The sequence below is a fragment of the Sanguibacteroides justesenii genome, assembly GCF_003204205.1.
In the GTDB taxonomy this organism is placed as follows: domain Bacteria; phylum Bacteroidota; class Bacteroidia; order Bacteroidales; family Marinifilaceae; genus Gabonibacter; species Gabonibacter massiliensis.
In genome coordinates, this window is the sequence record NZ_QJPL01000004.1 from 172782 (window position 1) to 198534 (window position 25753).

General features: G+C 42.3%; 27 protein-coding genes. 14 read left to right on the forward strand and 13 right to left on the reverse strand.

The annotated features are described in order from the left end of the window. The first annotated feature begins 163 nt into the window (after window positions 1-163). The 6 genes from DMB45_RS07755 to nqrF all read left to right on the forward strand — a co-directional run bounded on the left by DMB45_RS07755 (window position 164) and on the right by nqrF (window position 6108). Window positions 164-1519: a Na(+)-translocating NADH-quinone reductase subunit A gene (locus DMB45_RS07755; RefSeq protein ID WP_041502073.1), complete on the forward strand. Its 1356-nt coding sequence runs from the start codon at window positions 164-166 to the stop codon at window positions 1517-1519. Between the two features lie 67 nt (window positions 1520-1586). Next, window positions 1587-2741: an NADH:ubiquinone reductase (Na(+)-transporting) subunit B gene (locus DMB45_RS07760; RefSeq protein WP_041502074.1), complete on the forward strand. Its 1155-nt coding sequence runs from the start codon at window positions 1587-1589 to the stop codon at window positions 2739-2741. A 22-nt stretch (window positions 2742-2763) separates the two neighbouring features. After that, on the forward strand, window positions 2764-3447 hold the full coding sequence (gene nqrC / locus DMB45_RS07765; protein ID WP_110688632.1) for an NADH:ubiquinone reductase (Na(+)-transporting) subunit C: 684 nt from the start codon (window positions 2764-2766) through the stop codon (window positions 3445-3447). Window positions 3448-3452: 5 nt separating this feature from the next. After that, on the forward strand, window positions 3453-4097 hold the full coding sequence (locus DMB45_RS07770; RefSeq protein ID WP_041502076.1) for an NADH:ubiquinone reductase (Na(+)-transporting) subunit D: 645 nt from the start codon (window positions 3453-3455) through the stop codon (window positions 4095-4097). A gap of 24 nt (window positions 4098-4121) precedes the next feature. Further along, complete coding sequence (gene nqrE / locus DMB45_RS07775) at window positions 4122-4742, forward strand: NADH:ubiquinone reductase (Na(+)-transporting) subunit E (protein WP_041502077.1); 621 nt, start codon at window positions 4122-4124, stop codon at window positions 4740-4742. Between the two features lie 97 nt (window positions 4743-4839). Continuing rightward, on the forward strand, window positions 4840-6108 hold the full coding sequence (gene nqrF, locus DMB45_RS07780) for an NADH:ubiquinone reductase (Na(+)-transporting) subunit F (RefSeq protein WP_110688633.1): 1269 nt from the start codon (window positions 4840-4842) through the stop codon (window positions 6106-6108). 100 nt (window positions 6109-6208) lie between these two features. Here nqrF and DMB45_RS07785 read toward each other — a convergent pair whose 3' ends face one another. Together DMB45_RS07785 and DMB45_RS07790 are read right to left on the reverse strand one after the other, a co-directional pair. Then, the gene (locus tag DMB45_RS07785; protein ID WP_041502079.1) at window positions 6209-6697 is read right to left on the reverse strand and encodes a hypothetical protein; all 489 of its coding nucleotides are present in this window, start codon (window positions 6695-6697) and stop codon (window positions 6209-6211) included. Between the two features lie 45 nt (window positions 6698-6742). Further along, window positions 6743-7225: a hypothetical protein gene (locus tag DMB45_RS07790; protein ID WP_041505404.1), complete on the reverse strand. Its 483-nt coding sequence runs from the start codon at window positions 7223-7225 to the stop codon at window positions 6743-6745. A gap of 158 nt (window positions 7226-7383) precedes the next feature. Here DMB45_RS07790 and glyA point away from each other — a divergent pair, with 158 nt between their 5' ends. Then, window positions 7384-8664 carry a serine hydroxymethyltransferase gene (glyA, locus tag DMB45_RS07795; RefSeq protein ID WP_041502081.1) on the forward strand — a complete coding sequence of 427 codons (1281 nt, stop codon included), beginning with the start codon at window positions 7384-7386 and terminating at the stop codon, window positions 8662-8664. A 44-nt stretch (window positions 8665-8708) separates the two neighbouring features. Here glyA and DMB45_RS07800 read toward each other — a convergent pair whose 3' ends face one another. Together DMB45_RS07800 and coaD are read right to left on the reverse strand one after the other, a co-directional pair. Beyond that, window positions 8709-9548, reverse strand: a complete 840-nt coding sequence (locus DMB45_RS07800) for a formamidopyrimidine-DNA glycosylase (protein ID WP_041505403.1) — start codon at window positions 9546-9548, stop codon at window positions 8709-8711. A gap of 87 nt (window positions 9549-9635) precedes the next feature. Then, the gene (gene coaD, locus DMB45_RS07805) at window positions 9636-10115 is read right to left on the reverse strand and encodes a pantetheine-phosphate adenylyltransferase (RefSeq protein WP_041502082.1); all 480 of its coding nucleotides are present in this window, start codon (window positions 10113-10115) and stop codon (window positions 9636-9638) included. Window positions 10116-10351: 236 nt separating this feature from the next. Here coaD and DMB45_RS07810 point away from each other — a divergent pair, with 236 nt between their 5' ends. The 5 genes from DMB45_RS07810 to DMB45_RS07830 all read left to right on the forward strand — a co-directional run bounded on the left by DMB45_RS07810 (window position 10352) and on the right by DMB45_RS07830 (window position 16417). Next, window positions 10352-12196 (forward strand): biotin/lipoyl-containing protein, encoded by a 1845-nt coding sequence (locus tag DMB45_RS07810; protein WP_041502083.1) that lies wholly within the window; start codon window positions 10352-10354, stop codon window positions 12194-12196. Between the two features lie 87 nt (window positions 12197-12283). Continuing rightward, the gene (locus DMB45_RS07815; RefSeq protein ID WP_041502084.1) at window positions 12284-13192 is read left to right on the forward strand and encodes an RluA family pseudouridine synthase; all 909 of its coding nucleotides are present in this window, start codon (window positions 12284-12286) and stop codon (window positions 13190-13192) included. Window positions 13193-13333: 141 nt separating this feature from the next. Then, a complete protein-coding gene (locus DMB45_RS07820; protein ID WP_041502085.1) occupies window positions 13334-13855 on the forward strand; it encodes an FUSC family protein in 522 nt (173 codons plus the stop codon). A 48-nt stretch (window positions 13856-13903) separates the two neighbouring features. Then, window positions 13904-15685: a MutS-related protein gene (locus DMB45_RS07825; protein WP_041502086.1), complete on the forward strand. Its 1782-nt coding sequence runs from the start codon at window positions 13904-13906 to the stop codon at window positions 15683-15685. Window positions 15686-15727: 42 nt separating this feature from the next. Continuing rightward, a complete protein-coding gene (locus DMB45_RS07830) occupies window positions 15728-16417 on the forward strand; it encodes a hypothetical protein (RefSeq protein ID WP_041502087.1) in 690 nt (229 codons plus the stop codon). Here the strand turns inward: DMB45_RS07830 and DMB45_RS07835 are convergent. Genes DMB45_RS07835 through DMB45_RS07850 form a run of 4 tightly spaced genes read right to left on the reverse strand, consistent with a single transcriptional unit; the run spans window position 16405 to window position 19999 of the window. Beyond that, entirely contained in the window at window positions 16405-17004 is a 600-nt protein-coding gene (locus tag DMB45_RS07835; RefSeq protein WP_041502088.1) for an aminotransferase class IV, read from the reverse strand. The two genes, DMB45_RS07830 and DMB45_RS07835, sit on opposite strands and share 13 nt — an antisense overlap. A 10-nt stretch (window positions 17005-17014) precedes the next feature. Next, window positions 17015-17986: an aminodeoxychorismate synthase component I gene (locus DMB45_RS07840; RefSeq protein WP_394341857.1), complete on the reverse strand. Its 972-nt coding sequence runs from the start codon at window positions 17984-17986 to the stop codon at window positions 17015-17017. Then, entirely contained in the window at window positions 17967-18773 is an 807-nt protein-coding gene (locus DMB45_RS07845; RefSeq protein WP_041505401.1) for a lysophospholipid acyltransferase family protein, read from the reverse strand. The genes DMB45_RS07840 and DMB45_RS07845 overlap by 20 nt, the downstream gene beginning before the upstream one ends. Further along, window positions 18773-19999, reverse strand: coding sequence for an MFS transporter (locus tag DMB45_RS07850; protein ID WP_110688634.1), 1227 nt, complete (start codon window positions 19997-19999; stop codon window positions 18773-18775). Before DMB45_RS07850 ends, DMB45_RS07845 begins: the two co-directional genes overlap by 1 nt. Before the next feature lie 144 nt (window positions 20000-20143). On the opposite strand from DMB45_RS07850, the gene DMB45_RS07855 reads away from it, so the two are divergent. Then, complete coding sequence (locus DMB45_RS07855) at window positions 20144-20758, forward strand: anthranilate synthase component II (RefSeq protein WP_052634334.1); 615 nt, start codon at window positions 20144-20146, stop codon at window positions 20756-20758. Window positions 20759-20760: 2 nt separating this feature from the next. Here the strand turns inward: DMB45_RS07855 and DMB45_RS07860 are convergent, their stop codons facing one another. The 4 genes from DMB45_RS07860 to DMB45_RS07875 all read right to left on the reverse strand — a co-directional run bounded on the left by DMB45_RS07860 (window position 20761) and on the right by DMB45_RS07875 (window position 24934). Continuing rightward, entirely contained in the window at window positions 20761-22392 is a 1632-nt protein-coding gene (locus tag DMB45_RS07860) for a B12-binding domain-containing radical SAM protein (RefSeq protein WP_041502092.1), read from the reverse strand. Between the two features lie 141 nt (window positions 22393-22533). Beyond that, window positions 22534-23379 carry a mechanosensitive ion channel family protein gene (locus tag DMB45_RS07865; protein ID WP_052634336.1) on the reverse strand — a complete coding sequence of 282 codons (846 nt, stop codon included), beginning with the start codon at window positions 23377-23379 and terminating at the stop codon, window positions 22534-22536. Between the two features lie 76 nt (window positions 23380-23455). After that, window positions 23456-24034 (reverse strand): acyl carrier protein phosphodiesterase, encoded by a 579-nt coding sequence (locus DMB45_RS07870; RefSeq protein ID WP_052634338.1) that lies wholly within the window; start codon window positions 24032-24034, stop codon window positions 23456-23458. Continuing rightward, window positions 24035-24934 (reverse strand): NAD(P)-dependent oxidoreductase, encoded by a 900-nt coding sequence (locus DMB45_RS07875; RefSeq protein WP_110688635.1) that lies wholly within the window; start codon window positions 24932-24934, stop codon window positions 24035-24037. It abuts the gene before it with no gap. Between the two features lie 102 nt (window positions 24935-25036). On the opposite strand from DMB45_RS07875, the gene DMB45_RS07880 reads away from it, so the two are divergent. Further along, window positions 25037-25552 (forward strand): C40 family peptidase, encoded by a 516-nt coding sequence (locus DMB45_RS07880; protein WP_041502094.1) that lies wholly within the window; start codon window positions 25037-25039, stop codon window positions 25550-25552. Between the two features lies 1 nt (window position 25553). Here DMB45_RS07880 and DMB45_RS14710 read toward each other — a convergent pair whose 3' ends face one another. Beyond that, window positions 25554-25745, reverse strand: a complete 192-nt coding sequence (locus DMB45_RS14710; RefSeq protein WP_041505399.1) for a hypothetical protein — start codon at window positions 25743-25745, stop codon at window positions 25554-25556. Window positions 25746-25753 lie beyond the last annotated feature (8 nt).

Genomic DNA, 25753 nt, shown 5'->3' on the forward strand with positions numbered 1-25753 from the left:
CAAAAAAAAGCTCACGAAAAAAAAAGTAAGTCATCGTAAGAATTAACCTGACAATTACGGATAAAATTCAATAATAGGTTATATATTTGCAGGTATTTTGAAAACGTTTGTTTTACGATAGATTAATAAATAATTATCTACATATCAAAAATATAAAAGAACAATGTCCAAGGTAATAAAACTGAAAAAAGGCCTTGATATCAAGTTAAAAGGAGAGGCGGAAAAAACAGTGGCCTCCGTGGAGGGATGTAACCTATACGCGGTAAAGCCTACCGATTTCCGAGCGCTTACTCCTAAACTAATGGTAAAAGCAGGCAATGAAGTTAAAGCAGGCGACGTATTATTCTCGGATAAATACAGACCTGAAGTCCAGTTTACGGCCCCGGTTAGCGGTATCGTGGATACGGTAAACAGAGGTGAAAGAAGAAAATTATTAGAGATTGTCATAAAAGCGGATGCAGAAATCAGCTACAAAGATTTCGGTAAGGCTGATGTGAACAAATTAAACCGGGAGGAGATCATTTCCAAATTACTTGAAAGCGGAATATGGCCCATGATCAAACAACGTCCTTACGACGTAATTGCAAACCCGGAAACCACACCGAAAGCCATTTTCATCTCAGGCTTTGACTCGGCTCCGTTAGCTCCTGATTTCGAGTTCGCCTTACAAGGAGAAGAAGAGGCATTACAGACGGGTATCGATTGCCTGAAAAAGCTTTGCAATAAAAAGGTATATTTAAATCTCCGAGAAGGAACTCCTTCCCATTCCATTTTTGCAAAACTAAAAAACGTTGAGATCAACTATTTCAGCGGTCCCCACCCAGCCGGGAACGTAGGCATACAAATCCATCATTTGGATCCGATCAATAAAGGAGATATCGTATGGGTTGTCAATATCATGGATGTTGCCATCATAGGTCGGTTATTTTTAACAGGCCATTTCGATGCGCGTAAAATTATTGCCTTAGTAGGTTCCGAGGTGAAAAAACCAGCATACTATAAAACAATCCTCGGCGCAAATATCGGTTGTATCGTTAACAACAAGTTGAAGAACCAAGTACACCAACGGATCATTTCCGGAAATGTTCTCACGGGTTATAAAGTATCCCCGGAGTCGTTCTTGGGTTATTACAACAATATGGTAACCGTCATTCCGGAGGGAGACGAATACGAATTTTTAGGTTGGGCCACCCCCGGATTCAACAAATTCTCCATGTCCAAAACCTTCCCCTCTTTCTTATTTCCCAACAAGAAATACGCGTTGAACGCGAATTATCATGGAGAAGAGAGAGCGTTTGTCGTCACCGGACAATACGAGAAAGTATTACCCATGGACATTCTGCCGGTTTACCTGCTAAAAGCCGTTTTAGCCGAAGACCTGGATAAGATGGAGCAATTGGGTATGTATGAAATTGCACCGGAAGACTTGGCTCTTTGTGAATTTGTTTGCACCTCTAAAACTCCGGTACAACAAATCGTAGAGCAAGGTATTGAACTGATGATGAAAGAACTGAGTTAATTGACGATTTTAGATTTTAGATTTCGGAAATCAAAAATCATAAATCATAAATTCAAAACAATAGAAAATGAACTTTTTACGAAATTATTTAGATAAGCAAAAGCCTAAATTCGAAGAGGGAGGTAAACTGCACAAGTTGCACTCCGTTTTCACGGGTTTCGAGTCTTTTCTTTTTGTGCCCAATCGCACAACGACTTCAGGTTGCAATATCAGGGATGCCGTTGATTTAAAAAGAACCATGATCATCGTGGTCATAGCCCTGATCCCGGCTTTACTGTTCGGTATTTACAATGTAGGTTATCAGCATTTCAAAGCAATCGGTTCATTAGCGGAAACCGGATTCTTCGAACTATTCTTTTACGGTCTATGGAGAGTTCTTCCCATGATCATCGTCTCTTACGTGGTCGGGTTAGGTATAGAATTCGCCGTGGCACAAATCAGAGGGCATGAAATTAACGAAGGCTTTCTTGTATCCGGCTTGTTGATTCCGTTAATCATGCCGGTAAACGCACCGTTATGGATGATTGCCGTGTCTACAGCCTTTGCGGTCATCATCGGAAAGGAAATATTCGGAGGAACCGGGATGAACATTTGGAATCCGGCTCTATTGGCTCGGGCATTTTTCTTTTTCTCCTACCCTTCTATGATCTCCGGCGATAAAGTATGGATCGCAGGAATGCCTGACGGTTTTTCACAGGCTACGCCGTTGGCTCAGGCCGCCCAAGGCACACCTCTAACCGCAGACTTCAGCACCATGTTTTGGGGGTTGATTCCGGGATCCATTGGAGAGACCTCGACCTTCTGTATTTTACTGGGTGCTATTTTATTGATTGCAACAGGAATTGGAAGTTGGAAAATCATGCTATCCACTTTTATCGGAGGATTCTGCATGGCTTACTTGTTAAACCTAACCTTACCCGAAACAAACCCGTATGCAGCCGTAGATGCTATCGATCATTTGGTGATGGGAGGGTTTGCCTTCGGCGCCGTATTCATGGCGACAGATCCGGTAACTTCAGCTCAAACCGAAAAGGGAAAATGGATTTACGGATTTATTCTCGGAGTAATGGCAATTCTAATCAGGACCTTGAATCCGGGGTATCCGGAAGGAATGATGTTAGCCATTTTGTTAATGAACACGTTCGCTCCGCTTATCGACTGGTTTGTTGTGCAAGGCAACATTAAACGCCGGTTGAAAAGGGCAAAAGTCATGGTAGATTGATCTAATTCTAAATCAAAGAGAGATGAATAAACAAGGAAATACATACACCTTTATATATTCCATTATACTGGTAGTCATCGTTGCCGTTCTGCTGTCCGTGATAGCCCTGTGGTTACAGCCTACCCAAAATGAAAATATAGAGAATGAAAAAAGACAGAACATACTGCGTTCTGTGAATATTACCTCCACCCCGGAAAACTCCAAAGAACTATTCGACAAATACATTACCAAACAATTTATTGTCAATTCGAAAGGAGAAGAAGTGGCGGGGAACGCTTTCGCGGGTGATCTCAGCAAGGAAGTGAAAAAATCGTGCGAAGATAGACAGCTTCCGGTCTACGTGGCCAATATCGATGGCGTGATCAAATACATCTTGCCGTTACAAGGAACCGGTCTATGGGGACCCATCTGGGGATATATTTCGCTAAACGAGGATAAAAATACCGTTTACGGAACCGTTTTCGATCACAAAGGTGAAACTCCCGGCCTTGGAGCAGAAATTACTCAAGATCAATTCCGTCGTCAATTTGACGGAAAAACAATCTTTGATAACGGTAATCTGGTCTCCATATTCGTGAAAAAAGGCGGAGGAGCTACCGGCCCGCATGAAGTGGATGCCATCTCCGGGGGAACCATCACCTCCAAAGGAGTAGAAAGCATGCTTAAAAATTACTTAACCTGTTACGAACAATTCTTAAAAAAATAATTCTGATGAGCGAAAAAGAAGCATTATTTTCAGCTAAGAACCTACAATTACTGTTAGGTCCTTTGAGCAAGAATAACCCGATCCTCGTACAGGTTTTGGGAATATGTTCTGCTCTTGCTGTTACGGCAAAATTAGAACCGGCCATCGTTATGGCACTATCTGTTACTGCCGTAACCGCCTTCTCTAACGTGATCCTTTCGCTGTTGAGAAATACCATCCCGACCCGTATCCGTATTATCGTGCAGTTGGTTGTGGTCGCAGCTTTAGTAATCATCGTGGATCAAATATTAAAAGCCTATGCTTACGATGTAAGTAAACAACTATCCGTATTCGTCGGTTTGATTATTACAAACTGTATCATCATGGGCCGAATCGAGGCTTTCGCTTTAGGAAACAAACCGTGGCCTTCCCTCCTCGACGGTATCGGCAATGGTTTGGGATACGGAATCATCCTGGTTATCGTGGCTTTTTTCCGGGAGTTACTCGGCTCAGGAACACTCTTCGGTATCAAAGTGGTACCACAGGCTTTTTACGATATGGGATACATGAATAACGGTTTGATGATTCTTCCTCCGATGGCCCTGATCATTGTGGGAATCATTATCTGGATACACCGTTCCAGGAATAAAGACTTAATCGAACAGAAGTAGTTAACCAAAAGATAAAATGAAGATATGGAAAACCTTTTAAATATATTCATTCGCTCTATATTCATCGACAACATGATTTTCGCATACTTCTTGGGTATGTGTTCTTATCTGGCCGTGTCGAAAACCGTTAAAACTTCTTTCGGTTTGGGTATAGCTGTCGTTTTCGTGTTACTGATTACCGTTCCGGTAAACTATTTGTTGGACAACTACGTGCTAAAAGCCGGAGCATTGACCTGGTTGCTGGGAGAGAGTGCGGCCAACATCGATCTCAGCTTTTTAAGTTTTATTATGTTTATCGCCGTTATCGCCGCGATGGTACAATTAGTGGAGATGGTCGTTGAGAAATTCGCACCGACTTTATACAATCAATTGGGAATATTTTTACCGTTGATTGCCGTTAACTGTGCCATCATGGGAGCATCATTATTCATGCAAGAAAGAGGCTACGCAAACGTAGCGGAAGCCACTGCATTCGGATTAGGGTCCGGTATCGGCTGGTTACTTGCCATCGTGGGAATCGCTGCTATCCGTGAAAAACTAAAATACTCGAATATCCCCGCTCCCCTGCGAGGTATCGGGATTACGTTTATCGTGACAGGATTAATGGCTATTTCATTCATGAGTTTTTTGGGTATCAATCTGTAAAACAATTCAGTGATTTAGAGATTGCCGATTCAGTGACGATTAATCACAGAATCTAAAATCACGGGATCACTTTATCAGTAAATCTAAAATTAATAAGATGACATTATTAGTAATAAATACAGCGATCGTCACGGCAGGAGTAATCGTGTTCCTTATCGTAACACTCATTCTCGTGGGCATGCTCCTGTTTGCCAAAGCAAAACTAACTCCCAAGGGGGAAGTGAAGGTCAGCATCAATCATGGCGAAAAAGAGATAGCAACGGAACCCGGGTCAACCTTATTGGCCACCCTCGGAAATAATAAAATATTTCTTCCTTCGGCTTGCGGAGGAAAAGGCTCCTGCGGCATGTGCCGTTGTCAGGTAGAATCGGGTGCGGGATCCATTCTTCCCACCGAAACGGGCTTCTTCTCCTATAAACAGCAACACGATAACTGGCGTCTGGCCTGCCAGGTAAAAGTGAAAGAAAACATCGAGATGGAAATTCCCGAATCCGTATTGGGTATCAAAAAATGGGAATGTGAAGTCGTTTCCAATAACAACATTTCAACTTTCTTGAAGGAGTTCGTCGTGAAATTGCCGGAAGGGGAAACTTTGAAATTCAAATCGGGAGGTTATATTCAAATAGATGTACCGGCCATCGATGTTGATTTCAAAGATATTGAGGTAAACGAGAAATACCGGGCAGACTGGGAACGCATGAAGATGTTCGATTTGAAAATGCATAATCCGGAAGCCACTTACAGAGCCTACTCCATGGCCAACCACCCGGCAGAAGGGAATATCATCATGTTGAATATCCGTATTGCCACTCCCCCGTTCGACAAAGCAATAGGTGGATTCGCCCATGTAAACCCGGGCATCTGTTCATCTTATATTTTCACTCGCAAACCGGGTGATAAGGTGACCATTTCCGGACCTTATGGAGAATTTTTTCTACGGGATACCAATAACGAGATGATGTTTATCGGTGGAGGTGCCGGTATGGCCCCGATGCGTTCGCACATCTTCAATTTATTTAAAACCATGCACACGAAACGGAAAGTGACCTTCTGGTATGGTGCCCGAGCATTGCAGGAAGCCCCTTACGTGGATCAATTCAATAAGATACAAGAAGAAAACCCGAACTTCAGGTGGACCTTGGCTCTTGATAAACCGGATCCGGTGGCTGATGCGGCTGGAGTAGCTTATAAGCCGGGATTCGTACACCAGGTAATCTACGAACAATACCTCAAGAATCACGAAAATCCGGAAGATATTGAATACTATTTGTGCGGACCTCCTATGATGATTCAGGCCGTCACGAAAATGTTATACGATTTAGGTGTTCCCGACGAAAACGTTATGTACGACAATTTCGGAGGATAACATGAATAAAAAGGCCCTTGTTCCCAAGGGCTTTTTTATTTATTTACCATGTAGGCAAACAAAACATTGTACGGTCTCCGGGGAGATTTTATCGCCGCTTTTATTTCATTTGCCTGTAATTGACCGCGTAAAGGACAATAAACAGCAAGACAAAAAAGCCGGAAGTAAGGAATGAGACCCAGACGATCATCGAAAAACCTGCATAATAAGGAAGTACGAACAAAGCCAAAATCTGAGCTGCCGAATAAATATAAAACCCGACCTTTCTCAAATTAAACATAAAAATAGCCCCGATCAAACTAAACAAAGACAAAAACAAACCGGATAAATTAATCGCTGTTGCATGCAGGGCTGTCACTTGCATAAGATCCATGCTCGAATTCATCCATGCTTTAAGAAAACCGGAACCCGAACTTCCGCTACTTTGATACAACTGCTGTATTTCCATTGCAGAATTCTGAAGCCCCGCTGTAAACAATCCCATTAAATTACTTAAAATTCCCCAGCCACTCCCGATAAAAGTCAGGATACAAAGTACCGTTAAAAAGGCCGAACGTTTCGGTTTACTCGTTTCAAAAGGATTTTCCATAGTATTCAAAATTAAATTTGAAATCAAATATATAAAATATTAGAACTATTTTACCATATATTTATAATTTGCATAATACATCAAAACAAAAGCCGCATTGACCAATAAACCCAATACATTATAAATAAGAAATATCGACACGAATTGCACGGTCGTGTATACAAAAAAACCGAATTTATCCAATCGCCACATCCGATGTGCTCCATAAAGAGAAGCTCCGCTCAACACGAGTGAAATAAAAGAAGCCATCATTACAGTTTGCCCGGAAAGATACTCCTGGGGAACCATTCCATTCATCCAAAACAATTGCTCTATGTAACCGGATATCAATAGACTCACGAAGCTGACTAAAAGAGTGGATCCGCTACCGATAAAGGTCAGAATACAAAGTACGGTTAAAAAAGCAGGTCTTTCCGGTTCCCGGCCTCCTTCCCGGTTATCCGATACATAACTTCGCCCCGTTTCCATCAATTCATACACTTCTTCGGAAGAAGCGCCGCCGGATAATTCTTTTTCTCCTATCTTCATTATTTTACCTTTTATATTTCAATTTCCTTATTCCTTACGAATCTACGGGATAAAGGGTTTTTAGGATTAAAAAAAAACTTGAAATACTTTGTTTACAACGAGTATTAATATAATTTTGGCAAAGATTTTAGAATGTCTATATATTAAAAATTTAAATAATGAAAAGAGATACACAAATTTTTGACCTCATTGATAAGGAGTGTCAACGTCAAAAACAGGGGCTGGAGTTGATTGCCTCTGAGAACTTCGTAAGCGATCAAGTAATGCAAGCCATGGGTTCCTGTTTAACCAACAAATACGCCGAAGGCTACCCCGGAGCGCGTTATTACGGAGGATGTCAAATTGTCGACCAAACGGAACAGCTGGCTATTGATCGCGCATGCCAACTTTTCGGAGCCGAATTCGCCAACGTACAACCCCACTCGGGAGCACAAGCCAACGCTGCCGTGTTCTTTGCTTGCATGAAACCGGGAGATACGTTCTTAGGGTTAGACTTGGCACACGGAGGCCATCTTTCCCACGGTTCACCCGTGAATCTTTCAGGTATCAACTACCATCCGGTAGCTTACCACGTGAAGGAAGAGACCGGTATGGTGGATTATGATGAGATGGAGCGATTAGCCATCGAACACAAACCCAAAATGATCGTATCCGGAGCATCCGCATACTCTCGCGACTGGGACTACAAACGTATGCGTGAGATTGCCGATAAAGTAGGAGCTTTACTGATGTGTGACATGTCTCATCCGGCCGGTTTGATTGCCAAAGGATTACTGAATAACCCGATGGAATATTGTCATATCGTAACTACCACGACCCACAAAACACTTCGCGGTCCCCGCGGCGGTATGATCCTTCTCCCTAAAGATTTCCCAAATCCATGGGGTTTGAAAACACCGAAAGGAGAGATCAAAATGATGTCGCAGGTAATTAATTTCGCCGTTTTCCCCGGACAGCAAGGAGGACCGCTCGAACACGTGATTGCCGCTAAAGCCGTCGCTTTCGGTGAAGCGTTATCCGAAGAGTATACCAATTATGCCAAACAGATGTTAGCAAACTCCAAAGCCATGGCAAAAGCGTTCATGGACAAAGGATACAAAGTAATCTCCGGAGGTACTGACAATCACTCCATGTTAATCGATTTAAGAACCAAATTCCCGGATTTAACCGGTAAAAAAGCCGAAAATACATTGGTATTGGCAGACATCACGATCAATAAAAATATGGTACCGTTCGATACGCGTACCCCGTTCTCCACATCCGGTTTGCGGGTAGGTACTCCTGCCATTACGACCCGCGGCTTGAAAGAAGAACATATGCCTGTCATCGTGGATATGATCGACCGGGTATTAAGCAACGTCGATAACGCCGATGTAATTGCACAAGTAAGAAAAGAGGTAAACGCCATGATGAGCGACAGACCGATGTTCGCTTGGTAATATTATCGAATACGAATAAAAAAGCTGCTTTTGAAGCAGCTTTTTTATTCGTATTTTTGACAACCGGGACAGTAATATATACTACCTCCCATATAATTTTCTTTCAATATCATTTCGCCACAGCGTAAACAATTGCTTCCCAGCGTAGCCTTCGACAAATGAGAAATATATCCTCCCGGTTTTCCGAACAAATCGGTTTCGGTGCTTCTACCCCCGAAACAATACATCTCACTTAATACCACCTTAATAGCTTCAAACAACCCCTCCTTTTGCGTAAAAGATAAGGAAGAGACCTTACTCCTCGGATGGATCCTCGCGTGATAAAGGATATCCTGCAATACCCCATTCCCCAAACCGGGAATCGTTTGCCCCGTTGCCAAGAAAGCCTTAATACTCTTTTTTCCCTGCTCCTCTCCTTTAAGCAACTCCATAAAATAAGATATATCGAAAGTATCCGTCATTACTTGAGGTTTATATTTCGCACTCTCGTAATAAGGTTTTAAAGAGCCTTCAAAATCTCCGGTCGGAAAGCACCAGATTCCACCGTACATCCGGACAGAAGCAATTATACAACTTTGATCTTCAAAACCAACTAACAATTGATGTTTGGAAGGAAGTCTCTCCCCCGGCCCATAATAACGAAGATTTACCCCATCAGTATAGACTAAACGAATATCTTCGGCACATATCTCAACCATACCCCCGAAAGCACACGCTCTTCTCACGGTCTTCCCGAACAAACGCTTTTCATATTCGTCCGTATCCCCATAAAAAAAAGTAAACCGATGCGGCGTATTCTTCACAATTAAATCCGTAACACGCTTTCCTTTGATCGTCCGGTTTAATTGTTCGGCCAAACATAAAGCTTCCGGTGCCTCTATCATCCTATTTTTTATTTTTGAATTGCAATTTAAAACATCGAAAGGAACTACTTCCCCGTAATACCCTTCTTCTGTTTCAGCTTTAAGTGCCTATTGAAAACAAATCAGATCTTCAGTCGTAATATTCGTGGGCAAAAATTTGGTAGCATCTCCTCCGTTCATAACAATATCCCGCACGATGGTCGAACTGATAAAGGTATGTTCCGGAGAAGTTAACAAAAATACGGTTTCAACGGAAGAATCCATAGCTTTATTTATCTGCCCCACAGCTCTTTCATATTCAAAATCAGCAGCCGTTCTCAAGCCCCGAATGATAAAACCGGCTTCTATCCGGTTACAATAATCAACCGTTAAGCCGGAATAACTCTCCACCCGAACCCGTTCTATACCCTTAAATACTTTCTGTATGATGGCAATACGAGTATCTATATCCAAAAATTCCCTTTTGACGGCATTGATACCTACAGCCACAATAATACGGTCGAATATCTTCAATCCTCTTTTGACGATCTCCTCGTGTCCCACGGTAAAAGGATCGAATGAACCCGGAAATACGGCAATTTTTTCCATTACAATTCATTTATGATTAAAAACAAACCCTAATTTTCTCATTTGCACACACATAGAATACAATACACAAGCAACTTCCCCCACATATTACAAATTAAAACTATTTTTCTGAATTAACAAAGGAATTGTTATTATTTCTCCTCGATTTCATTGAAAATTATTAGGATAAAAAAATAACTTTAGATATATTTGTGAAATAGTAAAATACAACACATAACAATTAATTCTTATAAAACATGGCACAAAAATTACTAATCAGAGACTTAACTCTTAGAGATGGTCAACAATCTGCTTTTGCGACACGAATGAAACAAGAACAGGTAGACCGGGTATTACCTTACTACAAGGATGCAAACTTCTATGCAATGGAAGTTTGGGGTGGTGCCGTTCCCGACTCTGTAATGCGTTACTTGAATGAAAATCCCTGGGATCGTTTGGAAAAAATCAAAGCCGGTATCGGAGACGTTTCAAAATTAACCGCTTTGTCGAGAGGTCGTAATCTTTTCGGTTATGCTCCATACACGGATGAAATCATCGAAGGTTTCTGTAAAAATGCTATCGAATCCGGACTTGGGATCATGCGTATATTCGATGCGTTGAATGATGTCAATAACGTAAAATCGACCATTAAATACGTGAAGAAATACGGCGGTATAGCTGACTGTGCAGTTTGCTACACCATTGATCCGAAGTATCCGAAACTCAGTTTAATGGATAAATTGAAGGGAAAGAAAAACCCGGAACCGGTGTTCACCAACGCTTATTTTTTAAACAAAGCCAAAGAGATGGAAGCTCTCGGGGCTGATATGATCACTATTAAGGATATGAGTGGTCTGATCAACCCGGCCCGGATTGCAGAGTTAATTCCGTTATTTAAACAAAATCTGAAAATTCCCGTCGATTTCCATACGCACTGCACTCCCGGATACGGGTTGGGAGCTGTATTGATGGCTATCGTCAAAGGAACCGATATCGTAGATACCAATATATGGAACTTCGCAGGCGGTCCTGCCGCTCCCGCTATCGAATTGATTTACATCTTCTGTCAGAAGTTAGGTATAGAAATGGATGTAAACATGGAGGCTGTAGCTAAAATCAATAAAGAACTTTACACGATCCGTAAAGAACTGGAAGCTTTCGACGCTGTTAAACAATTCCCGAAACCGTTCAATCCGCTCACGGACAAATTACCGGCGGAAGTGGATAAAGAGTTTGACAAAGCCATCGAAGCCGCAAAACAGAATAACGAAGAGGCATTGTTGAATGCCTGTCATGCCATCGAGGCTTATTTCAATTTCCCGAAACCGAACGAATTGGTTAAGAAAGCTGAAGTTCCCGGAGGTATGTACACCAATATGGTCGCTCAATTGAAGCAATTGAATGCCATGGATATATTGGAAGATGCCATGAAGTTGATCCCGACGGTTCGTTTAGCTGCCGGTCTTCCTCCTTTGGTTACGCCAACAAGCCAAATTGTCGGAGCACAAGCCGTAAACTGTGCTTTGGATATCAAAAACGGCAAACCCATGTATTCTAATGTATCCAACCAATTCGTTGCTCTTGTCAAAGGTGAATACGGAAAAACTCCGGTTCCCGTCGATCCCGCTTTTCGTCTGAAAATTGCCGGAACACGGGAAGAAACACCGTATGATACTTCAAAATACCAAATGCAGGAGAATCCCGTGTTGACGGCATTCGGAGGTGTTAAATTAGCGGAAAATGAAAAAGAAGTACTTCTGCTCGAACTCTTCCCGGCTGTCGCTAAAACGTTCCTAACCAAACAAAAAGAGGCTCGTTATATGGCTACTCATAAACAAGAGGAGACCCAATCCGCAGTCGAGGAGAAAAAAGAGGAACCGATTACAGGAAAAGTAGTTGAAGCTCCCATGCCAGGAAGCATTTTCAAGATTTTGGTAAAACCGGGAGATATCGTGGCTAAAGGACAAAACGTACTCATACTCGAGGCAATGAAAATGGAAAACAGCATTGCCACGGATTATGCCGGCAAGGTTAAACGAATCTTAACAAAAGAGGGAACAACCGTTGCAGCAGGCAGTAAACTAATCGAGATCGAGGTGTAAGCCTTCATTAAATAATTTTGAAAAGAGTGGCTTCCTTTAAGGGAAGTCACTTTTTATTATTACTTTTGCCGCAAATAACAAGGCGCCATGAATAAAACCAACCATCCCCGAAGACACAAACCTCAGATACGTCAATTTACGGTCGGAGAGGAAATTGAACTTTTGTCCTATCTATTCAAACAATTCCCGGAAAAGAGCAGAACAACCGTAAAATCCATATTGAGCAACCGACAGGTCAACGTGAACGGCCAAGTTACGACACAATTCAACGAGCCGTTAAAACCGGGGGATTATATTTCCATAAACATGGAAAAAGGAAACGTTGAATTTTCCAGTCCGCATATGGACATGGTGTATGAAGACTCCGACCTTATTGTTATCAATAAAAAGAGCGGTCTACTCTCCATGGCTACCCAAAATGAAAAAAAGAAAACAGCCTATCATATTTTAAGTGACTACGTCAAATCCATTGATCCACAGAATCGTATATTTATCATCCACAGATTAGACAGGGAAACCTCCGGTTTAATGATGTTCGCCAAAAATCAGCAAACACAGGAAAGAATGCAACAACACTGGAACGAAATGCTTCTTGAAAGGAAATACGTGGCCATTATTGAGGGGGAACCGGAAAAAGCGGAAGATCAGGTATCGACCTATCTTCAAGAAAATGAAGCCATGAATGTTTATACCTCCGACCGGGGAAAATGGGCCGTTACCCACTATAAAGTAATTAAATCCAATCGTCAGTACTCATTGGTTGAACTGGAATTGGAAACCGGACGCAAGAATCAGATCCGCATTCACATGGCAGAAATAGGACATCCCGTAACCGGAGACACCAAATACGGCGCACGCAATAACCCGATTAACCGTTTAGCCTTACATGCCCGTCAATTGAAATTCATTCACCCCTCAACCGGTCAGGTTATGAATTTTAGAACAGATGTTCCGAAACGTTTTAGTCTGCTCGTAAAGAACCGAACAGGTAATTAACGAAGTACCTGTTCAATTCGTATCTACGGTTAAATCCGCTTTAATCACTCTACCCGCTGATATTCCGAATCCTCTCGGTCTCCAGGAAGATTAAAGATCAAAAAGTGCAACTTTTCATTAAGTCTGACGATACAAGAGAGTATGAAACTTCGGGTAAAAACTATCTTAACCCGTATTAAACCGGGTTCGGCTATCGCAAAAGGCATCGTGGTACTACTCTCTTGTCTGCTGGGAGCATACATCACGGGAAGGTTCCATGAAGGTTCCAAATATATGGGAGCAATGCTTGCCGCCATTTCCGGAATTGTGGTGCTTCAAGATGATTTCAAGACATCCATCCACCAGGGATGGTTGCGAGTTGCAGGCACGTTTATCGGAAGTTGTATCGCTTACGCCTATCTTACCTGGTTTCCTTTTACCATTACAGGAATGGTGATCTCCGTACTCATTCTCGATTTGTTATGTATGGCGATCGGACTTCCTGACGGCAGCAAAATGGCCGCCATTACCTTAGTAGTAATCATGATTGTCTCTATCATGTCACCGGATATTTCTCCCCTGCTAAACGGTCTGTTGAGATTTACGGAAGCGACCGTCGGGGCCCTGATTGGAATTACCCTGGCCTGGATATTGCAACGTATCCCTGCTAAAAAAGGCTCCTGATCTCATTTATTACTCATTTTGAATTATCTTTGTAAAAATCCCATATCCATGCATGCAGAATTATATTATCAAGATAAAATAGCAGAAGCGACCTCACAGGTAAAGAAATTGAAAGCAACGCGTAACTACATTACATTTACCAAGATCATACTCTTTTTACTGATCATCTACTTTTTATATTCCCTGCTTACGACGGGAAACCTTTTTGCATTATACACCGGAATTCTTTCCATAATACTCTTCGTCTATATCAATTATACGGAAACCAAATTGTTACAAAAAATAACCTACTATACCGAATTACGTCATGGTGCAAAAATAGAGGTAGAGTACTTGGCGGGAGATTCGACGCACCTGCCTAAGGGAGACAAATTCAAAGATCTATCGCATGCCTACTCTCACGATTTGGATCTATTCGGAGAAAACTCGCTTTTTCAATCCGTCAACCGGACGGTTACCCCTAACGGGACTCAAAAACTCTCCGAGTGGCTGTGTTCCCCTCTAAAATCTAAAGAAAGAGTGCTACAAAGACAACAAGCCGTTCAGGAGTTAAGCGAAGATCCGGACTGGTGTCACAGTTTCAGAGCTATCGGTGTCAGCCATAAATTATCCGGTATCGCCATAAAAGAGATTCGGGAATGGTCCGAAGAACAATTACGACTCCCTACCGCCATGCTCCAACTATCCTACTATCTTCCGATAGTGACAATAGCAGGCTGGAGCTTATGTCTGTTTTCAATCATACCCTTTTCTTTACCGCTTTTATTATCGTTTATTCAATTAACGATCGTTCTCTCTTCCGCGAAAAAAATAAACCGGGTCCAACACCAACTGGATCAATTTATCCATTCGTTCAGCAATCTTCACCGATTGATGCAACACGTTCGATCCAAACAGGTAGATTCGGAGCGACTGAAAGAGATATATTATAAACTATACGAGCAAAAATACAACGCAGAAGAAGCATTCCGTTCGCTTCACAAAACATCGGAAAGTTTTGACCAGCGGGGCAATATATTAGCCGCCATACTGTTGAACGGACTTTTCATGAAAGATGTTCATCTTATCCGCCGATTAACTAAATGGAAGGAAAAATATGCCTCCTTCATCCCGGAATGGTTAGAATCAATAGGAGAATTGGATGTATTCGTGAGTCTCGCCAATTACCGCTTCAACCATCCCGATTACATCTTTCCCATTCCCGACGACGAGGTTATCTTACGCGGAGAAGCAATAGGTCATCCGATGCTCCCGGCATCGCAACGGATTGTCAACGATTTCCAGGTAGCACGTTTGCATGAATTCTATATCGTCACGGGAGCCAACATGGCAGGAAAGAGCACGTTTTTACGCACAATAGGCACTAACCTGATTTTGGCTAATTGCGGTTGCGTCGTATGTGCCAAAACCTTCCGTTTTCAGCCCATAGCTATCTTTTCAAGCATGAGAACTGCCGATAATCTGGCTAAAGGAACCTCCTATTTCCACGCAGAGTTATTGCGTCTGAAGCAATTGGTCGAAACTGCCGAAAAAGAAGATAAACTCTTTATTATTTTAGACGAAATTTTAAAAGGAACTAACTCGGTCGACAAATTGAACGGCTCGCGCCTTTTCCTACAAAAATTGCTATCTCTTCCTGTTTCCGGCTTAATTGCAACCCACGATTTAGAATTAGGAAAGTTGGCGGATGTATTTCCTCGGCACTTTATCAATAACTGCTTTGAGATCGCACATTCCGGAACGGAAATAAGTTACGATTACAAATTAAAGCCGGGAATCAGCCAAACAATGAATGCCTCCATTCTTTTAAAGAAAATGGGACTGGTATAACTTTATTTTTGTCATTCCGTTATACCCAGAAAACGAAATGATATGAATACAATACAAATCGTAAGCATTTGCTTCATCACCCTTTTTTTGTCGGGTTGCAAACCACAGAAAACGAAAGAAGAAGAACAGCCGAAGCATACTACTTTTCCGGCACAAACAGAATTATCCATACCACATTATTTTAACGGAGAGTTTTCGCTCATACGGGAACATCCGGTTCTCACGGACTGTGCCACAGGAAACCGATTAACAATCACCATGGACAGCATCGCGAAAGAGGTTATCGAAAAATACCGAAAAATTCAAAAGGGTACAAACACAAGTCTATTAGGGGTGTTCGAAGGTTCACTCTCTTTCTCGAACGATATCGAAAAGAATCAAACACTCCAATTGACACTGACCGATTTTATTCGTTTCGATACGGTAAACGATTGCGATCCGCAAAGAAAGATTACCGGTGAATACGTGGCATTAATTCCTAATCGACAACAACCGACAGATAAATTTACCCTGAACCTTCATCCGGATTATACTTATACCTTCACCATTTTCAACATGTTGTCTAACTCTACCCGGAAAGCAAAAGGGTATTGGTATCAGTTATCCGAAGATATGATCGCTTTAGAAATAACACCCCTTACCAATTACCGGAACAAAGCGTATATCAATTACAGTACAAAAGAGCTTACCTTTATCAACAGCAAACGAGTATATCACCATCAAGAAGAGTAGATCCGCTCCACGGGAACATATACTTGATCCGACAAATCGATCATGGCATTGATCAAAAATACCCCTTGATAACGGGTGAGATCCGCAACACGAATCTCTCTTTCACGGACAATCCCTTCCCGCAACAGACGCTGACGCCGGGTTCCGTTCAACAAGAAAGCGGAAGGAGTATAGAGACCGTCGCAGGCTCGAAAGACAACATTTGAAAATGAAGTGTCTGTTATCTGCCCTTGTTTCACGATCAAAACCTCATCACGATCTCCCCGACGATCAGACAATCTCTTTAAAGCATCCCGGTCCGTAGACTTAAAAGGGTAAACAATCTCGTTGTCCTCCACTAATTTCAAACTGGCAATTTTCCGAATATGATAAGGAATAAATTCCACTTCCCGAATAACATAATCGTAAATAATCCGACACTTTACAACCCCCTCCCGTAAATCTTCGGGAACTATCAATTCATCCGGTATGAAAACGATTTCCCGTCTGAAAAAAACAACAGAGGTCTCTTTCATTCGAGCCACATGGAATGAAAAATTACAAAATTCACCGTCAATCACTTGTATGGTCTCAATAAATGCAGACATCCGTTTCCCGTTAAAAAGGTAAATACACTTTTTCCAATACCTCCTCGTATTCACTTCGGCAAGAACTATTGATCGTTATTCCTCCTCCGCTACGAAAATAACGTTTCCTTCCCTTCTCCTCTATAAAACGAATCATCACGGCCGTATCCAAACGCTTCCCGTCGTACAAGCCAAAAACTCCCGTATAAAATCCCCGCTTTTCTCCCTCGGCACGAGATATAATACGTAACGTAGCAGGTTTGGGTGCTCCCGATATGGAACCGGCCGGTAATAAGTCAAACACGATATCTCCCAAGAAAGTTTCATAATGTTCCGGCAAACGGCCCGTAATCTCCGAACTGACCTGCAGGATATCCCCATTACTGGTATGTAAGCGATCCACGTATCGAAAACGTTCCAGTCTTACTTGTTCCGACACCCGATTCAAATCATTACGGATCAAATCCACTATCGTATTGTGTTCCGAACGCTCTTTATAGTCGGATAATATCACCTCTTCGGCAAAAGGAACAGAAGCATCGATAGTCCCTTTCATCGGGTTGGAAGAGATCCTGCCCTCCTCTATCAACACGAAACGTTCCGGGGAGAAACAAACAAAATTCTCCGGTATACATAACCGGTACAAAGCGTGACTTTGATGAAATATCTCCACCAAAGACCAACAGGTCTCGACCTCTGTTGCCACCGTCAGGTTCGATAAAAAGGAATCCCCCCGCAACAATCCTTTCCTTACCTCCCTGAATTTACGTTCGTACTCCTCGAAAGCAATCGGATTTTTCACTAATGCTTTTTGCTCACCGTTTATCTTAGCACGCTCCACGTTAGAAACTCCCCGTACATCAAAAAGAATATTTTGTTGTTCCAAGGGACTCTCGATAAAAAAACCGCGAGTCAATTCAAAATCAACCCCGAAAAGAAAAGAGGATCCGGATGCTCCGGCCCGATTCATTAATTCTTTGACTTTATTCGCTGATTCCATCATATTTTTGGGGGTCTGCTCCCTTTATATGTTCCGGTAATTTACGTTTTAAAGCGGGAGAATAAAAAAAATGCTTCAAAAACAGGACCGGCTCCGGCCCTTCCGCATTATAAAAACTCTCCAAATAACGATTGAACTCCTGACGACTCACTGCCGCTCTCCCGCATCCCGCATCGGTAATATCATAAAAACTGATCGTAACATCCCTTCGCGGCAAAAAAAACAGGCCATTAGCCAAAACATAAAAAATTCCCTTCAAATAAGTCCATAAAAAGTTAGGAGATTCCCCGTTCCAAGCCTTGGACCACATGCTACCCCATAATCCCCGAATACGGACGCCGATGATACGGGTATTCTCCGGCAATTGCCGGCATACTTGCCAGGCACTCTGTTTATTATAAATCCGTTCATACCCTTGACCGGCCAATTGGCCCGCCGGATAAATCAACATACTATGACCATGGGCGAGAGCCTCAAGTACGTTTTTATAAAGATTGGCAACCACCTCTATCCCTTTCCGGCTTTTTTCCAGATCCGGAACGGATACGACGCCCATCAAACGAAATATCGGCTTCAATATCCAAACTTTACAATAAGCTTCCGTCACCAAAGGGGAAGCTTTCGTGTATTTATATAAATGAGCAAAAATCAATTGAGGATCAACCGTTGCCTGATGATTTGGCAAAAACAATTTCGTTGAAGAAGAAGTTAAATGTTCGGTTCCCTCCAATTTCACTCTATACCTCAATGCCAGCAGATAACGATATATAGCAGCAAACACTCTTACCATTATTTCCGTATTTTTAAATTCTTAAATCTCCCTCTCATCTCTTTCACCTGCTTATACAAAACAAAAGTCATGAAAAATGTCAACGTAGCTAAAAACAAAAATATATATTTGGTATCCCATAACATCTCCATCGTTCCGAAACAACCCGAGGCAACAAGCATGAATAAAAAGGTGATCAGATTGGAATAAGCCAACATGTCTCCCAACTCCCTTCCTTTCACATTCGCTTGTATCCAGGCATCCAAAGGCACTTTATACATCCCGCTGCAAAAAGCAGCTGAAAATACCAACAAGGCAAAAGCAATTCCTTGCAGATCAAACAAGAAAATAATGGCAAAAGCAATTCCTGTCATCATCCCACCCCACGGAACCAATCCCAATTCTACCTCCCCGTGAGAAAACACTCCCGCCAGATAACACCCCGCTCCGATCCCGATAGCAGCCAACGACATGACCATACCGGTTTCTGAATCGCTCATTCCCAACTCTCCCCGACAATAAACGATCAAGGTCATCTGAATCATCGAACCGATAAACCAGAATACAGCCAATCCCACGACAATCAGATTCAACCCTTTAAAATCACTCGCACGGATATACATATCCCGAACGAATTTAACCGGATTCAATGTTTCATGACTCTCTTTCAACGGTTCGCTCTCCCGGACCCGAATCGTTAAACTACAGCCCCATCCCAAAAAGGCAATCACAAACAACAACCCGCATAACCCTAAAATACTCACATTCTCGGAAAGAAAAGCAGCCAAGAGAGTCCCCGATAGTATTCCGACAAAAGCAAACATCTCCATAGCCCCCGATCCGAAAGATATACCTTTTTCACCTCCGATATCCCGAATCAACCCGTACTTGGAAGGAGAAAATAGCGCACTCTGCAACCCCATCAGCAAAATAGCAATCAATACAACAGAAGTAGATGTCATCAATAACCCCAGACTTGCCACAGCCATAATCCATAATTCGGCAAATTTCGCCCACACGACAATTTTGTGCTTCTTATAAATCTTGGCCAACCGACCGGCCAAAGGGGAAAACAGCAAATAGGGAATCACCAAGGCGGCGGATGCTGAAGTAACGACCATCGACTCATGCTCCTTTCCGACCCAAGCAATACATATAAAACACGCCAAAGTCTTCAGGAAATTATCATTCAATACCCCCAAATAGTTTGTAAAAAAGAGAGGTAACCAATTTTTATTTTTACTCATAATCCGAATTTATCGCATCATTTACCTTTATCACCCCCGCGTTTCGGGCCAAAGGTATTTAATTTTATCATTCAAACCGATGAAAAAAACTAAAAATAGCCCTGTTTTCTCTATTTTTGTCTCCCGTAAAAGGGAGCTTCAAGCATGAAAAATATATTGGTAATCGACAATTACGACTCATTCGTGTATAATCTGGTCCAACTCCTGAAAGAAAACGGGAAATGCAGATTCGATATCGTTCGAAACGATCGCATTGATTTCACTCGACTAAGCCGATACGACGGCTTACTGCTTTCTCCCGGCCCGGGAATACCCGCTGAAGCCGGGGATCTGCTTCGTGTCGTCAATCAGTGCAAAACGACTCATTCGATTTTAGGAATCTGTCTGGGACACCAGGCCATTGCGGAAAGTTTCGGTGCAAAATTAGAACGATTGCCCTTCCCCAAACACGGACACGAAAGCCCTTTAATCATTCAAGATACCGAAGATCCGATTTATCGTAATCTTCCGCCCCAGGCTGTTATCGGGCGCTATCACTCCTGGACGGTAACCCCTTCTACCCTCCCTCCTCCTCTTAAAGTCAGCGCTATCGATGAAGAGGGACATATCATGTCCTTTTATCACCCGGTCCTCCCCATTCATGGTTTGCAATTTCATCCCGAATCCATCATTACCAACATCGGCTCTCTCCTTATTAACAATTGGATAAACAGAATAAAAATCCAATGTAATCCTACACAAAGATACCTTTCTTTCTAAAACTAATTTCTGGCTATAAAGAGCGGTTTGGATTGTGACTTGCTCCTGTCAAATCCGAACCAGTACGTTTCGGTTTCAAAGGGGAGACGATAAAGACGCATGACCTCCGTCCACTCCCCTTCCAACACCTCCAAGTTTTCCGGCAAACGGCTATCCCATGCTTCTAAACGTCTGCTCGGCTCTTTGGTAAAAGGTATTCCGGCCGCAATCCATGCCACTGCTATCTTCGGTAAATAAGAGGGATATGCCCCACTACAAAATCGATACAACAACACACCCCGTTTTTCCAGACTTAAAGGTTGTTCTAAAAGTTCCTGATCTTCAAGCCAAGAAAGAAACTCTTCCAAAAAACAAGGATGATCGGTGACGAGCTGACGAATCACTTTTTGCCAAGCCAGAGCGTTATAAAAACCGTCTATCAAACGGGAAAGCAGGCGAGCTCGTCTCAAGTCGCCAACAGACATGACCGGCGTTTGTAAAACTTCATAAGGAGGATCCGGCGAATAGATTATTCCCCACTCTTCAGCTCGTTCTCGCATCACCGTTCCCGGTAACAATTTCAATAATTCCAACTGGATCTCGCTTGTCCCGAAAGAGACCAAGGTTCTCACGTCTTCAACTATTTCCCTAAGGGAATATAAAGGTAAACCCGCTATCAAATCCGCATGTACCACGAGATTAGAAAGAGAGGACAAATAACGCAAACCTTCCAAAGCGGCTTCTATATTCCCAATCCTCTGACACGTCTTCAATACCTTTTCCCGTAAACTCTGTATTCCGGCTTCCAAATGCAACAAATCTTCCGGCATCTCCCGGAGCAAGTTCATTACCTCTTCGGAAAGCAATGCCGGATGAATTTCCAGATGAAAATGCATTTTTCCGGCATATTCCCGGAACAAAGACAGAAGTTCTACGGCACGTCGGGAACTCCCGTTAAAAGTACGGTCCAGCAACCGGATGTCCCGGATACCCCTTTTCCGAATAAGATCCAACCTCTCCCGGATACGCTCGACAGGTAAGGTACGTACCGGCTTCTCTCCTCCGCTCACGCAAAAAGTACAGGTATTAAAACACCCTCTGGTCGTTTCCAACTGCACGAAAGGTTTAGTCCAATCAAAAAAAGTACTTTGCTCCGGCAAAGCCAAACTGTCAAAAGCTTTAATCTTAGCGATACCATTATCCCGATACACCCCTGCTTCATTCAACCAACACAATCCGATAATCTCCTCCCATCTATCCGGTCGCTTATACACGGCTAACCATTCGTGAAACCCTACTTCTCCCTCCCCCCGAAACACGCAATCGATAAACGGATAGGTTCGCAAATAAGCCTCGTTATCACCCAACATCTCCGGTCCTCCCAATATAACAATACAATCCGGCAACAAAGCCTTTACCCGAATAATAATTTTACGCAATACTTCGTGAGTAAATAGCCAAGCCGTGGCCGCTAAAACTTGCGGAGCATACCCGACGATTTCCGTCACAACACTCCCCACGTTCGAATTGATCGTAGCCGAAACCCGACACCACTCCACATCAATCTCCGTCCCCGGTTGCTGAGCGTGAATCGCCGGTAAAGCCAATGAAGAATGAGCGTACGAAGAGTTTAAATCCAACCAGAGTAATCGCATAATCCTGTTTTATTCTTTCACAAAGATAGACGATCTAAAGAAAAAACACGATCTATTGCCTCACAAAAAAGTCATTCGTTTTGACGAATGGCTTTTTGATTATAAATTGTAAATTAATAACCTCTCAACCTGCAAGTCGTTTTATTTCGTTCCATGCACGTGAACATCCATCTGCGGGAACGGAATATTCAGGTTCTCCCGAGCGAACGTTTTATAAACTTTCTCATTCATATCAAAAAATACCCCCCAATAATCGGCGGCATTTACCCACGCCCGTACAACGATATTGACGGAACTGTCACCCAAAGAGGTAAGAGCTATAAAATAAGCAGGGGTCTTCAATACCCGAGAGTCCTCATCCAACAATCTGCCTATAACCTCTTTGGCCTTATCGTAATTATCCCCGTATGCAATACCGAACTGCCAATCCACACGCCGGGTCTCCTCTTTAGAATAGTTTTTCATGATACCGGTAGAAAGTCCCCCGTTGGGAATAATAATGATCTTATTATCTGCAGTCGTTACAATGGTATTGAATATCTGAATCTCCTTTACCGTACCGCTTTGTCCCTGAGCTTCGATAAAATCTCCTACCTTAAAAGGTTTAAATAACAAAATCATTACTCCGCCCGCAAAATTTTGCAATGTACCGCTCAATGCCATACCGATAGCGACACCGGCAGATGCAAACAAGGCTATGAATGAACTGGTCTCTATTCCCAACACCCCGATCACGATAATGATCAACAATAAATTTAACGTGATACTTACCAAACTTTTCACAAAAGAAGATAAAGAAGCTTCTACCTTTCTTTTCTCTAGAATAGTAACCAGTAATCGATTCAATTTTTTTACAATCCAACGTCCTACAAGAAAAACGACCAATGCAATCAATAACTTTGATCCTAAGGACACTCCCAAATCAATCACTTTAGTTAAAAAAACATCCCATGACATAGCTGATGTCGAACCCAAAAACTCATTCATAATTTAATTTTTACTTCATTAAACTTTTCAATATTTCACAAATATATAAACCTTTATTTAAAACAACAAAATAAGATTATCTTGTCGCCTTGTTTAATATACAATCCTTATAACTATCAAAAAAAGTAACAGCCGAATCATTGAATACCGTATACCGATCCTTTACAAAAATAACGGCTTTATCCGGATCCACGACGAAGTTTCTGTATTTTGTCATAATAGACAACGATTCCCGTATTCCGTTTAAAGACCCGTAACGACACAACCGATTCGTGATTACAAAATGCCATAAGAATCCTTTTATCCGGGGAGGAAGTATCGCGTAATGTCTTATTAAATTCCAATAAAATCCCCATGCAAAACGTTGTAGAGACTTAGAGGTATATCTTTCAAAATTAACAGCCAAGAAATGGTCAAAAAAGATATCCGTCAACACTCCGGAATAACGTCCGAAATCAGGTCTCAATAATAAAACTGCTTCCCGAACCGCAGGATGCCCATCCGCGTATTGATCCATTCTACGATGCAAGGCGATACCTTCGCGTATACGTTCCGGATAGTGATCGTAACTTCCTTTCACCGCATCTCCGATAAAATTTCCAAGCTGAATGTCTTTATCTTCCCCGGAAAAAAGTATATGGGCCAAATAATTCATCTACTCGTCGATTTCCATGTAACGACAACAATTCTCCAACACTTTCCGGGAAAGCCGTTCCATGCATTGAGCAGAGTGTCCGGAAACCCGATCGGTAAATAATACATTTTCCAAAGGTAATAGAGAATTTTTTAAATTTCCCATTCCTACTTGATCGCACACGTAAAAATTACCTGTCCCTGCCAACCACTCGACCAAAGCCTCTCCATCGAAAGTGGGGCCCACCGATGTATTAAAAAATATCTTTCCTTCTCCAAGAGCAGCAAAGTCATCTCTTCCCAAAACAAAAGTATTTCTCGGCAAACAAGTCCCCAAAATATCCACCTGTCGTAACAACTCGTTCAATGGCAAATACATTATCCCTTCCCGTTCTGCCTCCTGTTTACGACGACGATTATAGTAATACACCTCCGCTCCTAAAAACTTCAATCCTTTGGCAATCATACTCCCCGTTCGTCCCAAACCAATTATCCCGACTTTCAACCCGGTCAGCTCGTAAGCCTCGTCTCTCCACCGTTGTTTTCCGAAACCATGCAACAGCCGAACCAATTCGCTAATCACGTATTCGACAACCCCTTCATCCCCATAATCGCAAATTCCGGTCACCATAATTCCATGCTCCCGGGCCGCCACCACATCGACATTCGCACTCTGTTCACTATATAAAGTACAACACATCCCTATATATCGAATAGAAGGACATGCTTCTATCACCTCCCTGCCAATCCGGGTATTGTAGGATACCAATACCCCCTCGGCATCAGCAATACGCTTTACGAGAACCTTATTATTCTCCGGTATATCCCCGTATACATCGACCTGACGGGCAAACTTTCTCAAACCCTGTATAGCCCAGGGTCTCAATCCGGTAGAATCTACTATCACGATCTTCTCAAACATACTTTTTACATTAACAAGGCAAAATTACAAAAATCCTTGCTGAAAGAGGATCGTTTTTAAGAATGAAATTTATTACATTTGTCCTAAAGTTGCGATCAAATCATGAGATACATACTATTTATTGGATTTCTATTCATATGGGCCACTTTTTCTTCTTGCGGTACAAACCGGCAATTAGCCTTCAATAAGCAACAAACGGCACAACTGTCCCGGAAACTCGGATTCACCGTGAATCGGAAAGACGACCTACCTCTACTCGAAGAGGTTACCACCTGGTTAAGAGTACCTTATCGATACGGGGGAACTACTCGGACCGGAGTTGATTGTTCCGGTTTTGTCGGGGCCGTTTATAAAAATGTATATCACAAAAAATTAGAAAGGACCGTTGCGCATATTTTCCAAAAAGACTGTAGGCGTATCGGAAAACATAAACTAAAATCCGGAGATCTGCTTTTCTTTACCCTTTCGAAGAAAAAGAAAAAAAGACTGACACATATGGGTATCTTCCTAAAAAACGGTTATTTTGCCCATGCCAGCGTATCCAAAGGAGTCATCATCAGTCACCTGAGTGACCCTTATTACAAAAAAGGTTGGAAAAAATCCGGACGGGTATGGTAATTTATCCCTCGTTTTCCTGTCGATACGAATAGAAAACAAATCTACTAATGAGCGGTGACTCCTGGTATACATTCCATTCCGCTTCCACTGAAAGATCAAACACCAAATTCATCTCCCATCGACCTCCGGAATATTCCGTGTTAACCATAGCAGTCGGTTCCGTTATGGTTTTCTCTTTTAATATATTCTCCAACCAAAACT

What these genes read in the sequence shown, in the direction of transcription:
- DMB45_RS07840 (WP_394341857.1), bottom strand. Translation starts at nt 17,986, where the DNA reads ATGATGGAATCAGCGAATAAAGTCAAAGAATTAATGAATCGGGCCGGA.
- DMB45_RS07835 (WP_041502088.1), bottom strand. Translation starts at nt 17,004, where the DNA reads ATGTCTGCATTTATTGAGACCATACAAGTGATTGACGGTGAATTTTGT.
- DMB45_RS07790 (WP_041505404.1), bottom strand. Translation starts at nt 7,225, where the DNA reads ATGAAGATAGGAGAAAAAGAATTATCCGGCGGCGCTTCTTCCGAAGAA.
- DMB45_RS07785 (WP_041502079.1), bottom strand. Translation starts at nt 6,697, where the DNA reads ATGGAAAATCCTTTTGAAACGAGTAAACCGAAACGTTCGGCCTTTTTA.
- DMB45_RS07855 (WP_052634334.1), top strand. Translation starts at nt 20,144, where the DNA reads ATGAAAAATATATTGGTAATCGACAATTACGACTCATTCGTGTATAAT.
- DMB45_RS07755 (WP_041502073.1), top strand. Translation starts at nt 164, where the DNA reads ATGTCCAAGGTAATAAAACTGAAAAAAGGCCTTGATATCAAGTTAAAA.
- DMB45_RS07860 (WP_041502092.1), bottom strand. Translation starts at nt 22,392, where the DNA reads ATGCGATTACTCTGGTTGGATTTAAACTCTTCGTACGCTCATTCTTCA.
- DMB45_RS07880 (WP_041502094.1), top strand. Translation starts at nt 25,037, where the DNA reads ATGAGATACATACTATTTATTGGATTTCTATTCATATGGGCCACTTTT.
- DMB45_RS07810 (WP_041502083.1), top strand. Translation starts at nt 10,352, where the DNA reads ATGGCACAAAAATTACTAATCAGAGACTTAACTCTTAGAGATGGTCAA.
- nqrE (WP_041502077.1), top strand. Translation starts at nt 4,122, where the DNA reads ATGGAAAACCTTTTAAATATATTCATTCGCTCTATATTCATCGACAAC.
- DMB45_RS07865 (WP_052634336.1), bottom strand. Translation starts at nt 23,379, where the DNA reads ATGAATGAGTTTTTGGGTTCGACATCAGCTATGTCATGGGATGTTTTT.
- nqrF (WP_110688633.1), top strand. Translation starts at nt 4,840, where the DNA reads ATGACATTATTAGTAATAAATACAGCGATCGTCACGGCAGGAGTAATC.
- coaD (WP_041502082.1), bottom strand. Translation starts at nt 10,115, where the DNA reads ATGGAAAAAATTGCCGTATTTCCGGGTTCATTCGATCCTTTTACCGTG.
- DMB45_RS07850 (WP_110688634.1), bottom strand. Translation starts at nt 19,999, where the DNA reads ATGAGTAAAAATAAAAATTGGTTACCTCTCTTTTTTACAAACTATTTG.
- DMB45_RS07800 (WP_041505403.1), bottom strand. Translation starts at nt 9,548, where the DNA reads ATGATAGAGGCACCGGAAGCTTTATGTTTGGCCGAACAATTAAACCGG.
- DMB45_RS07830 (WP_041502087.1), top strand. Translation starts at nt 15,728, where the DNA reads ATGAATACAATACAAATCGTAAGCATTTGCTTCATCACCCTTTTTTTG.
- DMB45_RS07845 (WP_041505401.1), bottom strand. Translation starts at nt 18,773, where the DNA reads ATGGTAAGAGTGTTTGCTGCTATATATCGTTATCTGCTGGCATTGAGG.
- nqrC (WP_110688632.1), top strand. Translation starts at nt 2,764, where the DNA reads ATGAATAAACAAGGAAATACATACACCTTTATATATTCCATTATACTG.
- DMB45_RS07760 (WP_041502074.1), top strand. Translation starts at nt 1,587, where the DNA reads ATGAACTTTTTACGAAATTATTTAGATAAGCAAAAGCCTAAATTCGAA.
- DMB45_RS07820 (WP_041502085.1), top strand. Translation starts at nt 13,334, where the DNA reads ATGAAACTTCGGGTAAAAACTATCTTAACCCGTATTAAACCGGGTTCG.
- DMB45_RS07815 (WP_041502084.1), top strand. Translation starts at nt 12,284, where the DNA reads ATGAATAAAACCAACCATCCCCGAAGACACAAACCTCAGATACGTCAA.
- DMB45_RS07875 (WP_110688635.1), bottom strand. Translation starts at nt 24,934, where the DNA reads ATGTTTGAGAAGATCGTGATAGTAGATTCTACCGGATTGAGACCCTGG.
- glyA (WP_041502081.1), top strand. Translation starts at nt 7,384, where the DNA reads ATGAAAAGAGATACACAAATTTTTGACCTCATTGATAAGGAGTGTCAA.
- DMB45_RS07770 (WP_041502076.1), top strand. Translation starts at nt 3,453, where the DNA reads ATGAGCGAAAAAGAAGCATTATTTTCAGCTAAGAACCTACAATTACTG.
- DMB45_RS07870 (WP_052634338.1), bottom strand. Translation starts at nt 24,034, where the DNA reads ATGAATTATTTGGCCCATATACTTTTTTCCGGGGAAGATAAAGACATT.
- DMB45_RS07825 (WP_041502086.1), top strand. Translation starts at nt 13,904, where the DNA reads ATGCATGCAGAATTATATTATCAAGATAAAATAGCAGAAGCGACCTCA.